Consider the following 13,490-nt stretch of genomic DNA (forward strand, 5'->3'; position numbering starts at 1 on the left):
GGCCCACTTCACCCGCGTGGTTTAGCCCGCGCGCGCTTTCTGGCACTCGCGGCTCGGGGTGCATCCATGGCCGTCGAAGCTCCGCCGCTGCTCATCTGTTCCATCCACGACAAAGTGTCGACGTACGCCAGGAACTGCTGGAGATACCCCGGCGAAAGTTCACGCATGAGGGTGAGCGACCGGTGTACGAGGCTGCCCGAATTGAGCGGACCGGCATTGGCGGGCACTTGCTCCAGCGACTGCCGTACCTGGCTGTCCGTGCGGACCTCGGACCAGATTTTCCTGAACTCATCGAGCGCGTCCAAGGTTGGCAAGGCGGCAGACTTGAGCGCCGCGTCACTCGCGACATGATCGTCGCCGTGCGCCGTCCTGGTCTTGGCGATGTGATCGATCAGTTCGGCCAGCGCGCCATGAGCGGGCGCGCATGACGTCGATACGCTGTCGGTAGCGTCGACGTTGGATGTCGCGATTTCGAGATCGTCCGCATAGGCCTCGATCAGCTTGAACAGCCTGTTGTCCAGCAGTCGTCGCGCCTCGCCGTCATGACTTGCCGCGCGCCGCTCCAGCACCTCGATGAAATGAAATCGCAGAGGATTCAGGCGATCGGCGCCCTGCTCGCGCCACGTATCAAGTATCGCCCGGGCGCGTGTCCCGCTATTACTCATGAGGCGCCACGGTGGAGGTCGGCTGCTTCGGGATGGGTGAGATTTCCACGCGCCGGTTCCGCGCCCGCCCCTCGTCATCGGCATTCGAGCTCACCGGCTGCTCGGCACCGAACGCGGCGGCAAATACCGAGGAGGCCGGGAGGCCATCAGCGATCAACGCACGGGTCACGGTCAACGCGCGCTCGGCTGACAACTCCCAGTTGTCGGCGAACTGCCGGTTGCCATCGCGCACTTGCCGGTCGTCGGTGAAGCCGCTCACCATCAGGATTTCGTCGCGAGACTTGAGGTAGTCGGCGAGCGGGGCCGCCAGGCTCTTCAATACGTCGCGCCCTTCGGGCTGAAGCTGATCGGAGTTCAGCGCGAACAACACGCTGCCGCGAATACCGATGCGCCCATCGACGAGCGTCACCCGGCCAGCCGCCAGCGGGACCGCCAGCGCCTGCTCCAGCGTCATGCGGCGTTGCGCCTCGACCTGTCGCTGTTTGACCGCTTCATCCAGCTTGTTCGAAAGCTGCAACTGCACGCCGATCACGCCCACCAAGATCAGCACGAATACACCCAGCAGCACCGACATCAGGTCGCCGAAGGCAGCCCAGATCGGTGCCGTCGATTCCTCGACGCCATCAAGTTCGTCGCTCATGCCATTTCGGCCCCAGCGAGTGCCCGTTGGCTGGCGAGCTGCTGCATTTCCTCGATGATCTGCTGCTGCGACAGCATGCTCAGGTCGATCACCTCCCTCGCCTGCGCGACGTAATAGGCCAGCTGCTCGTCACTGCGTGCGAGCGACTTGTCCAGCGCGGCTTCGATGCGCTGCAGGTGATCCATCAACAGGCCGTTCGACTCACCGAACGTCTGTACGGCCACACCGAATACTTCACCCAGGCTTGCCACCTCGACCGCGCTGCCGGTGACTTGCGCGGCCACCGCGCCGAGCTTGCCGGTTTCAGCCTCGATATGGTCAGTGAACCGGGTGCCGACACGGTCAAGCAGATCCGCCGATGTGGCCACCAGCGCATCGACCGCCAGGCGTTGTTCGGTGGACGCGTGGTTCACGGCATCAAGCAAGGTATCGAGCGTGGCCATCAGACGGCTACGTTCCTCCAGCATCGCGGTGTCGCGGACCATGCTGTCGGAGAGTTTCTGGCGCAGCTCGGCGACGACTTCGGCCGCCGCCTTGGGCGCTTCGGACGCGGCTTCCACCAGCCGGGAAATCTCGGCGATCGTGTCGCTGGCGTGGGCTTGGGTCTGTGCCGAAATGTCGTGCGCGGTCTTCGCGAGCGTGTCGCAAATCGCCTGCTGCCGGCTCGCGGTGTCCGCGCCGGCTTGTTCCAGGTACTTGCTCAGCGCAGCGATCATCGAAGCCAGCGTCTCCGACCAGGTGGCCAGTCGTTGCTGGTCCTGCGATGCCAGCGCTGTCTGCAAGTCCGTGTGCGATTGGTCGATGGTGCGGACCAGCGACGCCGCGTGCTGTTCAAAGGTGGCCGCAGCCACCGAGAGAGCCTGCTGATTGTGGGCAGCGAATTTCTCGTTGACGCCGGCTTGCTGTGACAGCGCATGATTCCACGCATCGGCCACGTTGCCCGCCGTAGTGTCGAGGCGTGCAGAGACACCGTCCAATAGACCAGCCGAGCGTTGCTCGAAGGTTTCGGTGAATCGTTCCAGCGAGCTGCGCAAATCTTGAACAAGCGTCTCGCTCGATCGCTGCTGCCCAACCAGTGCCTGGTTCCAGATATCGGCCACGGTGGTGGTGGTCGCCTCGAAACCCGCCGACAGCCCTTCCAACTGCCGTTGCACGGCGTGGGTAATGGTGTCGTGCAGTGCGGTCGTCTCGCGTGTGAGCCCAGCCATCGTGGCCTGTATGACGGGCAGCAGCGCGGCCCCGGCGGCACGTGCGCTCTCGGCGACGCTCTCCTTCAACGACAGCTCGACGGAGGCGGCCAGGCGCGTGTAGCTGGCCTCGGTCTTGCCGTGGAATGCGTCCTGGTTGGCGATCTGTCGTTCGTTCGCGGCCATGCTTTGTTGTTCGATGGTCGCCATCATCGTCTGCAGACGATCGACCAAGGTCGGCATCAGTTCGGTCTGCTGCTGCAGGAGCTTGAACGATTCCTCGCGCTGATGACTCTGTGAGTAGATGCGCAACGTCGTCGCGATTTCCACGTCCAGCAACTGCACTGCCTGCAGCCGCTCGCGCCGGCATAGCGCAGAAAGCAGCCCGAGCATTGCGGAACTGGCCACGCCCGCGATCGAGGTGCCGAACGCAAACCCCAGCCCTTTGACCGGTGCGGCGAGCGATCCGCGGATAGCCTCCAAATCCGTCGCGCTTTCCAGCGCCATGCCGGTGCCGCGCAGGGTCGCCATCATGCCCAGCAACGTGCCCAGCATGCCCAGCAAGACGAGCAAACCCACCAGATACGGCGTCAGCGCCGGCACCGGCAACGCCACGCGCTCACCCTCGATGCGCAAGCGTGTCGCGTTGCGCAGGCTGGGATGCAGGCGGGCGAGCCAGTCACTCAGGCTGGTCGGCGCGGCGGACAAATCCGTCACGGCGCGCGTCAGCGTGAACGTGGCTTGCCGATACCGGTGCAGCTCAAGGCCGCCGGCCAGGTAGCACGCACCAATCACCATCGTGACGGCCGTCGCCAGCGGATTCGATCCGACGTAGCCGGCGCCGATCCAGCACACCGCGACCAGACCTGTGAAAAACACCGCGAGATTAAGAAGATTTCTGAACATGACGTCTCTATTAGTTGGTGCGAAGCGCTGCGAGCAGGCCTTCGACCGGGTGAAAACGAACGTCCAGTTCGGCGAGCAATACGCTCTGCACGTCCTGGCGAAACACATCCAGCCATGCCCCAGGCGCTATCGCCGGGGTGTCCTCCGATACTTGCGCGTCAGCCAGCGCCTTCTGCTCGGCCTGACGCAAACGTTCGAAGTGGTCCCCGAGTAGCGCGGGGACGTGGGCCAACAAAGTCTGCTCACGCGGACTCAGTGCGCGCTCCATGGCCGCATCCAAGGCCGCCAGCCGCGCCATGTCAGCCGTGCTCTGGGCGAGCATGTCCCGCAGACGACCTCGCAGGTTGCCGGTGGCCGCCTGCATCGAGCGCTGGATGGCGAGATAGCGCTGACGAAACACCGAGTAATCGACTGCCTCATTCGCGCCCTCTTCCGCGGCCAAGGCGTGCTCAGCCCCACGCTGCCTTGCGGTGGCGAATGTACGATCGCCCGCAATGGTGCTGACCAACGAGGTACGCACACGAGCGCACTCGCTCTCTTCGGCACTGCCAAAGGTCGGCACGTCTGAGGCCACCTCAGATGGCTTGCCGTCAAGCGAGGTGGACAGCGCAACCGCGTGCGTCCAGTCGAGCCATTGGCCCAGCCGGTCCGACAGCGATTGTCTGGATGGGGAAACGTCAACGTCCGTCAGGCGAGCGAGCAAGCGAATGAACGTCGGGCCACGGACACTGGTCCGTTGATGAGCTTGCAGCATATTTCTGGCTGAAAAACGGGCATTTTACACGCTAACGGGGTGATAGCTGCTGCCTGGCGGTTGGCGCGCAGTCGGCCGAGTCACCGGCCGGCACGCCAGTGGCGTCCGCTATCTACCCATTTTTTCCCTTCGCGGGACCAATGAATCAACGACATGACTTGGGCGATTCGTCACTCTGTGCGAATCGCGACCACGGGCGGCACCTTGGCGGCATATCGTGCCGGCCCCCATACGGCCAGCTGACCGAGCAACCACAACAGCAGCGCACCGAGCAGTGGCACGTACAGCGGCATGTGCGGCAGTGGATAGAAGACCTTCATCAGGCCGAGATTCGCCAGTACCGCGAGCACGACCCCGAGCACGATGCCACCGCCGACGATCAGGAAATTCTCGGCATGGAAGTAGCGCAGGATGTCGCCTGTTGTTGCGCCGAGCGAACGACGGATGCCGATCTGTTTGCGTCGCTGGCTGACCCAGAAACTGCTCAAGCCGACGATGCCGCCGGCGGTGGCCAACAGCAGCAATCCGCTGATGATGCCCATCAGCATGGCCAAACTTTGGTCGGTGGCATAAGCGCGCTCGCGAGCCTGAGCCATGGTAACGACGCCACCCTTGGGATCGAGGATGCGCACGCCACCACGCGCTTGCAGTGCCTTCAGTGCGGCAGCGATCACAGGCTTCATGTCGGTAGTGTCGGTACGCAGCAGATACCACACGACATCGGCAGGGTCGACATAATGTGCGGGGACCAGCAGGCTGTCGCCATCTGAAGATCGGGTCACGCTGATGGGCCCCTGCAAGCTGGCAAGGACACCGATGATGGGGACCGGCCCGCCCGGGAAGTAAACCGTCTTGCCCAGGGCCGAACCCTCGGGAAACAGCTTGTCGGCTAGGCTGCGGGTGACGATGATGCCGGACGGGGAAATCTTGTCGTTGGGGCCGATGGTAGTGATTTCCTCGGGGCGAAAATTGCGGCCCGCCACCAGCGAAACGCTCAGCGTATCGATCGTATGCTCGTCGGCCGCATAGATCTGGGCCCATTGCCCGCGCGTGGTCTGGTCAGGCTTGAGCTTGATTCTTACCGACAGATAGCTGCCATCGCCATCGTTTCCCAGTGGAAACCCGTAACTGGAAAATGCATCGCGCACGCCCGGCACGTGCCGCAGGGCATCGAGGTCGGCGCGGATGTTCGCATCGATCTGGGTGGCGTTCTGACCGATCGTCCAGCCGTTGCGGATCACGAAAAGATGTGCCTCGTCCGTGCCGGTTGGGCGGGACAGGTGCACGATGCGCGTGGCCACGATGAACAGTGCGTTGGATGTCACCGCCAGCGTCAACGCCACCTGCAGCACGATGAGCGCGGTAGCCACCTTGTGTCGAGCCAGCGCAGCCAAGATGGGGCGCAGTTGCATGCATGCCTTGATGAATGCCATGGCGGAAACCTCAGCTGTTGATCTTGATTTGCCAGGCAGGCTGGGTCTGCGCTGCCCGCCATGTGGGGTACAGCGCGGAAACTACGGTGGCCACCACCGCCAACAGCACGGTCAGCGCGATCAGTGAGGCATCGACATGCACGAGGCGTGCAATCTTCGGCTCGAAAAGTCCCCCGGCGCCCCACAGACCAAGCAGCGTCAGCGCCACACCCACCAGGCCACCGACAAAACCCATGGTGGCCCCTTCGATCAGGAACTGCCGATAGATGGCTGATCGCGAGGCCCCGAGCGCGCGGCGAATGCCGATCTCGGGCGTTCGCCGCATGAACTGGGCCAGCATCAGCCCGACCACGTTGACCAGCACGATCAGCAGAAAGCTGGCCGAGATCAGCATGGACAAGCTCGATGCCCGGGGAGTGATCTCCATATACGCCATCCAGTCCATCAGATTGCGCAGGCGTACGTTGGGCCCCCACGAGAAGCGTCCGAGGCGTTGCTGCTGCCCGGCATAGTTGTTCAGGAACTCGCGGTAGCGAGCCACCTCGGCAGGCGTTGCAAGCTCCACCCAGGCATCGATCCAGGCGCATTCGCTGGTGAGGCGGGCATCCCAGCGGGAGGTATCGTAAACCCCCGACTCCGTGGGGCAGCCGTTGTAGGTTGTGCTGTCCTTCTGCATGGCGATCCCGCGGGTGAACGGGATATAGATATCCCCTGCATCATCGAACGCCTTGTTGAAAAAAGTACCGAGGTCAAAGAACCGGGGCTTCGGGTTCCAGTCCTCCAGCACGCCAGCGATCCTGAAGACATGGCCGTCCAGCCGGATCGCCTTCCCGACACTGTTTTGTCCGCCAAACAGCTTGTCGTTCAAGCGCCGACTGATGACCACCACGGTGGCGCGCTGCTCATCGTCATTCGCCGCCCATCCACTGCCGAAGCGAAAGGGCACATCGAACATGGCAAAAAAATCGGCGGTTACCGCATCGCCCCCCAGCGACATGGCGGGAGTGGATCCATCATCCGATTCCATCTGCCATATGGCGGGATAGAGCAACGTTTGCCGGCTGGCTTTGTGTGCCTGCCACAACACCATCGCATCGGTGTAGCTGAGCGTGTAAGGCGGTTCGTTCTGCCAGGTATGGGACGGACCAAAATTGTCGACCTGCGGCACATAAAGCCGGGAAGACTTGGCGGGGAGCGGATCGCTCGTGGTCGCGCGGAACACGGCATAGCTCACCATGCAGGCCGACACCCCGAACGCCAGCAGCACGATCACCAGCGCGGTCAAAGCCTTGCTTCGCCCGCTGCTTCGCAGCGCCAACGCGACGTAATACCCCCACATAACGCTCCCCTGTGACGCATTCGACAATCGGCAAATGTTTGGTCCGTCGATCCAAAGAATACCTGATCGATGAAGTCACCCGGCGATGAAGAAAAAGAGCAGGAGAATGCTGACGGTTCTGCTCAAGGCACACGTTCAAAAACGTACCTAACCAAATTCGTCGAATCGCAGTCGCAACCTTTTGAAGTTTTTCTCAATGTCCGCTGCGCACGTTGTGCCGCTTGGCCAGCAACGCCGAAACATCGCTCAGCGATAGTCCACGCGCACGCAGCACCACCGTGAGATGAAAGATCAGATCAGCCGACTCACCCAGCAGTTCAGCATCATCTTGGGCTACCGCCGCCAACGCCGTCTCGACACCTTCTTCGCCGACTTTCTGCGCCATTCGGCGAATACCGCCTTCAAACAGACTGGTGGTGTAACTCCCCTCAGGACGTTCGGCATGGCGTTGTGCTACTAGTGCATCGAGTTCGGCGAGGAACCCGAGTGGTGGCTGCACCGCGTCACCGAAGCAGCTGGACGTACCCAGATGGCAGGTCGGTCCATGCGGCGCGGCTTGCACCAGCAAGGTGTCGGCGTCGCAGTCGATGCGGATACCCTTCAGTACAAGGACGTGGCCGGAGCTTTCGCCCTTGGTCCACAGGCGTTGCTTGCTGCGGCTGTAGAACGTGACCTTGCCGCTGGCCCGCGTCTGCGCCAGCGCTTCGGCATTCATGTAGCCGAGCATCAGCACCTCGCCGCTCAGCCAGTGCTGCAGGATCGCCGGCAGCAGGCCGTCGCCCTTGGCCCAGTCGAGGCAGCTGAAGTCGGTAGTGGAATCGCTCATCGCTGCTTGTCCTTGGATGTTCACAGGCGCACCGCTATGCCCTGCCCGTGGAGATAGTGCTTCAGTGCGGGTATCGCGATTGCGCCGGAATGGAATACGCTGGCGGCCAGCGCGCCGTCCACATCAGCCTCAGTGAACGCCTCACGGAAATGCTCCGACGCACCGGCACCGCCGGAGGCGATCAGCGGCACCTGGCAGAGCGCGCGAGCTTTCGACAGTTGTTCCAGATCGTAGCCCTGGCGTACACCATCACTGCCCATGCAGTTGAGCACGATCTCGCCGGCGCCGCGCTGCTGCGCCTCGATCATCCAATCCATGGTCTTGCGTGCCAGCGCCTGCGTCTTGCCAGGATCGCCGGTGTACTGGCGTACACGCCATGCGCCGTCCGCATCGCGCAGCGAGTCGATGCCGACCACCACGCACTGCACACCGAAGGCGGCGGCCAGTTCGTCGATCAGTGCAGGACGTTCCAGGGCTGGCGAGTTGACCGAGATCTTGTCGGCGCCGGCATGCAGCACCGCGCGCGCCTCGTCCACCGAACGGATACCGCCGGCGACGCAGAACGGGATGTCGATCACCCGTGCCACCCGCTCGACCCAGCCGCGATCCACACTGCGCCCTTCCGGGCTGGCGGTGATGTCATAGAACACCAACTCATCGGCGCCCTCGTCACGATAACGCAGCGCGAGATCCACGATCTCGCCCATCACCACGTGATCGCGGAAACGCACGCCCTTGACCACCTTGCCGTCGCGCACGTCCAGGCAGGGAATGATGCGGCGGCTCAGCATGGCATCTCTCCCTTGCTCACCTGCGAGATGCGCAGGAGCGATGCCGAAATCGTGCTCCCTCCCCTGCTTGCAGGGGAGGGCTGGGGAGGGGTTGTTCTTGATTTTGATGTCAAGGTCAAAAGCTTTACCCCCTCCCAACCTCCCCCTGCAAGCAGGGGGAGGAGCAGAGCTGGCAAGCACGCGCTGATACTCATGCAATCAAGGCCTCCTGCACAGTGAAACGCCCTTCCAGCAAGGCACGCCCAAGTATCACGCCCTGCGCACCAGCCTCACGCGCCGCACGGATATCGTCCAGCGAACGCACGCCGCCGGAAGCCTGCACGGCCAGCTGCGGCACGCGGTCGGCGAGATGGCGATACAGCTCCAGATTGAAACCGGCCAGCATGCCGTCGCGGTCGATATCGGTGCACAGCAGATGGCGCGCGCCACGCGCGGCGTACCACGGCGCGAGTTCGTCCAGTGTGCGTGCCTCGACTTCGGTCCAGCCGGCACTGGGCAACGCCCAGCGGCCGTCGATACGACGCGTATCGAGCGCGATGGTCAGCCGCTCGGCACCGTACTTGGCCAGCCAGCCGGCGACCAGGTCGGGATCGCGGATCGCCACGCTGCCCAGCACCACGCGACGCACACCGGCATCGAACAGACGCTGGAGATCGGTCTCCTCACGCACGCCACCACCGGCCTGGATCTGCATGCCGTCGGCAGCGATGGCCTGGATGACAGCCAGATTGTCGAGGTTGCCGGAACGGGCACCGTCCAGATCGACCAGATGCAGCCAGCGTGCACCGGCAGCGGCATAGCGCTGCGCCAGCTCACGAGGATCGGACGCGTAGGTAGTCTGCTGCGCGTAGTCGCCCTGCTTCAGGCGCACTACCTGGCCGCCACGCAGATCGATCGCGGGTATCACTTCACAGTTCATAACTTGAGAAAATTCTGCAGGAGCTTCGCGCCGACGGCGGCGGAACGCTCGGGGTGGAATTGCATGCCGTGGAAGTTGTCGCGAGCGATCACCGCCGAGAACGCCTCGCCGTAGTCGCTGGTGGCAAGACTCCAATCACCCACCGGCACCGCATAGCTGTGCACGAAATAGGCTTGATCGTCATCGCCCAGTCCGGCCAGAAGCGGGTGCGGTTGTTTCGCGCGCAGTTGATTCCAGCCCATGTGCGGCACGCGCAGGCCGGGAGCTTCGATGAAGCGGCGCACCGGCGCCGGTATCAGCCCGAGGCATGCGGTATCGCCCTCTTCCGAGTGCGCGCACAACAACTGCATGCCCAGGCATACGCCGAGCACCGGCTGGGTCAGCGAACGCATCAGTTCGACCAATCCCAGCTCACGCAATCGTGCCATGCCGGGGCCGGCCGCACCGACGCCAGGCAGGATCACCTTGTCGGCGGCGCGGATCGTGGCGGCATCCGCGGTCAGCGCAGCATCCACACCCAGCCGCTGCAACGCATAGCGCACTGAGCCGATATTGGTGCCACCCGCATCGACGAGGACCACGCTCATTACAGCGTGCCCTTGGTGCTTGGCAGCTCACTGCCCTCGCGTCGGATCGCCTGGCGCAACGTGCGCGCGACCACCTTGAAGCAGGCTTCGACCATGTGATGCGCATTGTCGCCTTGCACGGTCAGATGCAGGTTCGCGCCCAGCGTCTCGCACAGCGAACGGAAGAAATGCGGCACCAGTTCGGTCGGCACTTCGCCCACACGCTCGCGCGGGAAGCTGCCTTCGAACACGAAGTACGGGCGCCCGGACAGATCCAGCGCCGCGCTGGCCTGCGACTCATCCATCGGCAGGGTGAAACCGTAACGACCGATGCCGCGCTTGTCGCCCAGCGCCTGCTTCAACGCCTGCCCCAGCGCCAGCGCGCAGTCCTCGATAGTGTGGTGCTCGTCGATGTGGGTGTCACCGTCGCAATTCAGCTCCAGCGCGAAACCGCCGTGTTTGCCGATCTGTTCCAGCATGTGGTCGAAGAAGCCCAACCCGGTGTGCGCCTTCGGCTCGGCCACCTTGTCCAGATCCACGCTGACCGTGATGCGGGTTTCCTTGGTGTTGCGCACCACCGTCGCCGTGCGCGGCGCATCCAGTAACTGATGTGCCAGCTCATCCCAGCTCACACCGAGCGGGCCCACACGGAGGCCGCGCACGCCGAGGTTCGCTGCGAACTGCAGATCCGTCTCGCGATCACCGACCATCGCCGAGGCCACCCGGCTCCAGCCGTCGTCGGCAAGGTAATGGCGCAACATGCCGATGCCCGGCTTGCGGGTGTCCTTACCCTCGTGCGGGAAACTGCGGTCGATCAGCACCTCACGGAAACGCACTCCTTGCGAGGCGAGGATGCGCATCAGCAATTCGTGTGGTCCGGTGAAATGCGGCTCGGGAAAACTGTCCGTACCGAGGCCATCCTGGTTCGTCACCATCACCAGCTCGTAGCCTGCGGCGACGAAGCGCTGCAGTGCGGCGATCACGCCCGGCAACAACGCCAGCTTCTCGTAGCTGTCGATCTGCTGGTCGGCCGGTTCCTCGATCAGGCAACCGTCGCGATCGACGAAAAGAATCTTGCGGCTCATGCGTATTCACCTGATGCCGGTTTGCCGGTGACACCTCGACTACTCATGGCTGCCTTTTTCAACTCGTTCAGGACACGATCGTTTTCATCGGGCGTGCCGATGGTGATGCGCAGCGCGTCGCCAAGATTCGGATAGCGGCGTACATCGCGCACCACGATGCCAGCGCCGAGCAGCTGTTGATATACCGCCGCCGCATCGACGAAACGCACGGCCAGGAAATTGGCCTGCGACGGCAGCACCTCGCGCACACCTGGCAGTTGGCGCAACGCTTCCTGCATCCGCGCCCGTTGATTGCGCACGATGGCGACGTGATTGCGCGCGTTCACCTGACCCCAGCCGGACAACGCGATCAGCGCAGCTTCCACACACGGCAACGGCAGCGGATATGGCGGCATGATTCGCTTGAGCAACGCGATCACCTCGGCATTCGCCAGCAAGGTACCGATGCGCGCGCCGGCCAAGGCCCAGGCCTTCGACAAGGTGCGCAATACGGCGAGGTTGTCGTAGCGGTCGATCAGGTCGGCCACGCTGGCTTCGCCAGCATCGGTGAACTCCACATAGGCTTCGTCCACCACCAGCAAGGCACGGTCGGCCAGCGCCTGCGCGAGCTGCTCGACACTCGCACGCGGCACCAACTGGCCGGTGGGATTGTTCGGGGTGCAGATGAAGACCAGCTTCACCGCCGGCGTCACCGCGGCAAGTATAGTGTCTACATCCAGCGTGAAATCGGCTTGCAGCGCCACTTCGCTCACGCCGGCATTCTGGATCCGTGCGCATACCGCGTACATGCCGAAGGTCGGCGGCTGGATCAGGATCGCGTCTTCGCCGGCACGACAGAACGCACGCACCAGCAGATCGATCGCCTCGTCGCTGCCACGGCCCACCAGCAACTGTTCGCGACGCACACCGTAAAGCGTGGCCAACGCCTCGACCAAAGCCGCTGGCTGTGGTTCGGGATAGCGGTTGCAGCCGAGGCCGTCGTCGCCCACCGGCGGCCACGCCGATTCATTCGCGTTGAGGAATACCTGGCCACCGCTGGCCTCCATACGCGCCGAGGAATACGGCTGCATCGCGCGGATTTCCGGCCGTGCCAGATCGAGCACGCTCATGACTGCGCCTCCAGTGCTGCCAGACGCAGGGTCACGGCACGGCGGTGTGCCTCCAACTGTTCGGCTGCCGCCAGCGTCGCCGTGCACGGACCGATATTGCGCAAGCCCTCTTCACTCACTTCCTGCACCGTGATCTGTTTCTGGTAGCTCGCCACCGAGACGCCGCTGTAGCTGCGCGCGTAACCGTAAGTCGGCAACACGTGATTGCTGCCGCTGCAATAGTCGCCCACCGATTCGGGCGTCCATTGACCAAGGAAGATCGAGCCGGCGCTGTCGATGCCATCCAGCAAGGCGCGCGGCTCGGCCACCTGCAGGATCAGATGTTCGGGTGCATAGCGGTTGCTCACCGCGACCGCCTGCGCCAGCGAATCGACGGCGATCGAGCGGCTCTGTGCCAGCGCCTTCTTCGCGATGCCGCCACGCGGCAGTTCGGCACATTGCCGATCGACTTCGATCGCCACCTGGTCCAGCAGCGCCGTGGAAGGACGGCCTGTGACAACAGATCGGCGGCGACAAAGGCCGGATTGGCCTGTGCATCGGCAATCACCAGCACTTCGGATGGGCCGGCCGGCATGTCGATCGCCGCGCCGTCCGGATTGGCGGATACCTGCAGCTTCGCCTCGGTGACCCAAGCATTGCCGGGGCCAAACAGCTTGTCGCACTTCGGGACGCTCGTCGTGCCATATGCCATCGCCGCGATTGCCTGCGCACCGCCGAGCTTGAATACCTTGTGCACGCCGGTGACGCGCGCGGCATACAGCACCGCTTCGTCGCAGCGGCCATCGGCGCGCGCCGGCGAACACAACACCACTTGATGGCAGCCGGCGATCTGCGCCGGAATGCCGAGCATCAACGCGGTCGACGGCAGCGGCGCCGTGCCCGCCGGCACGTACAGGCCAACCCGGCTGATCGGACGCAGGATCCGTTCCACCCGCACGCCGGGAGCGGTATCCACGCCCATGGGTTGCGGCGCGGCGGCACGGTGGAACAGTTCAATACGCGCGGCCGCTTCGTGAATCGCGGCTTTCAGGGCCGGATCGAGCGAGGCTTCGGCCGCCGCAAACTCGGCTTCATCCACCTCGATCGCGTCCAGCGTGCAGCGATCGTATTTCGCGCTGAGTTCCCGCAGCGCGGCATCGCCGCGCTCACGCACGGCGGCGATGATCTGCTCCACACCACGGCGCAGCTCATCCGCACGCGATTGTGCCGGACGCGCCAATGCTTCGCCTCGCGCGGTCTCGTCCAACGCATTCCAGTCGATACGATTCAT

At 63.8% G+C, this 13,490-nt stretch carries 12 protein-coding genes and 1 pseudogene; all 13 read right to left on the reverse strand.

Going from position 1 to position 13,490, the window contains the following annotated elements:
• Window positions 1–8: 8 nt before the first annotated feature.
• Complete coding sequence (locus tag IE071_RS07315; RefSeq protein ID WP_189440425.1) at window positions 9–665, reverse strand: DUF2894 domain-containing protein; 657 nt, start codon at window positions 663–665, stop codon at window positions 9–11.
• The gene (locus IE071_RS07320) at window positions 658–1,305 is read right to left on the reverse strand and encodes an OmpA family protein (RefSeq protein ID WP_189440426.1); all 648 of its coding nucleotides are present in this window, start codon (window positions 1,303–1,305) and stop codon (window positions 658–660) included. The genes IE071_RS07315 and IE071_RS07320 overlap by 8 nt, the downstream gene beginning before the upstream one ends.
• On the reverse strand, window positions 1,302–3,398 hold the full coding sequence (locus IE071_RS07325) for a DUF802 domain-containing protein (RefSeq protein ID WP_189440427.1): 2,097 nt from the start codon (window positions 3,396–3,398) through the stop codon (window positions 1,302–1,304). Before IE071_RS07325 ends, IE071_RS07320 begins: the two co-directional genes overlap by 4 nt.
• A 10-nt stretch (window positions 3,399–3,408) precedes the next feature.
• Entirely contained in the window at window positions 3,409–4,152 is a 744-nt protein-coding gene (locus IE071_RS07330) for a DUF3348 domain-containing protein (RefSeq protein WP_189440429.1), read from the reverse strand.
• A 170-nt stretch (window positions 4,153–4,322) separates the two neighbouring features.
• The gene (locus IE071_RS07335; protein WP_229792786.1) at window positions 4,323–5,585 is read right to left on the reverse strand and encodes an ABC transporter permease; all 1,263 of its coding nucleotides are present in this window, start codon (window positions 5,583–5,585) and stop codon (window positions 4,323–4,325) included.
• 10 nt (window positions 5,586–5,595) lie between these two features.
• Window positions 5,596–6,924: an ABC transporter permease gene (locus tag IE071_RS07340; protein ID WP_189440430.1), complete on the reverse strand. Its 1,329-nt coding sequence runs from the start codon at window positions 6,922–6,924 to the stop codon at window positions 5,596–5,598.
• 193 nt (window positions 6,925–7,117) lie between these two features.
• Window positions 7,118–7,750 (reverse strand): bifunctional phosphoribosyl-AMP cyclohydrolase/phosphoribosyl-ATP diphosphatase HisIE, encoded by a 633-nt coding sequence (gene hisIE, locus IE071_RS07345; protein ID WP_189440432.1) that lies wholly within the window; start codon window positions 7,748–7,750, stop codon window positions 7,118–7,120.
• A gap of 20 nt (window positions 7,751–7,770) precedes the next feature.
• Window positions 7,771–8,541: an imidazole glycerol phosphate synthase subunit HisF gene (gene hisF, locus IE071_RS07350; RefSeq protein WP_189440434.1), complete on the reverse strand. Its 771-nt coding sequence runs from the start codon at window positions 8,539–8,541 to the stop codon at window positions 7,771–7,773.
• Window positions 8,542–8,731: 190 nt separating this feature from the next.
• Entirely contained in the window at window positions 8,732–9,460 is a 729-nt protein-coding gene (hisA, locus tag IE071_RS07355; protein ID WP_189440436.1) for a 1-(5-phosphoribosyl)-5-[(5-phosphoribosylamino)methylideneamino]imidazole-4-carboxamide isomerase, read from the reverse strand.
• Entirely contained in the window at window positions 9,457–10,047 is a 591-nt protein-coding gene (gene hisH / locus IE071_RS07360) for an imidazole glycerol phosphate synthase subunit HisH (RefSeq protein ID WP_189440437.1), read from the reverse strand. Before hisH ends, hisA begins: the two co-directional genes overlap by 4 nt.
• Complete coding sequence (gene hisB, locus IE071_RS07365) at window positions 10,047–11,111, reverse strand: bifunctional histidinol-phosphatase/imidazoleglycerol-phosphate dehydratase HisB (RefSeq protein WP_189440438.1); 1,065 nt, start codon at window positions 11,109–11,111, stop codon at window positions 10,047–10,049. Before hisB ends, hisH begins: the two co-directional genes overlap by 1 nt.
• Complete coding sequence (gene hisC / locus IE071_RS07370; RefSeq protein WP_189440440.1) at window positions 11,108–12,220, reverse strand: histidinol-phosphate transaminase; 1,113 nt, start codon at window positions 12,218–12,220, stop codon at window positions 11,108–11,110. The genes hisB and hisC overlap by 4 nt, the downstream gene beginning before the upstream one ends.
• Window positions 12,217–13,490, reverse strand: a pseudogene (hisD, locus tag IE071_RS07375) (histidinol dehydrogenase). The gene hisC and the pseudogene hisD overlap by 4 nt, the downstream one beginning before the upstream one ends.

The sequence above is a fragment of the Rhodanobacter panaciterrae genome, from assembly GCF_014651895.1.
In the GTDB taxonomy this organism is placed as follows: domain Bacteria; phylum Pseudomonadota; class Gammaproteobacteria; order Xanthomonadales; family Rhodanobacteraceae; genus Rhodanobacter; species Rhodanobacter panaciterrae.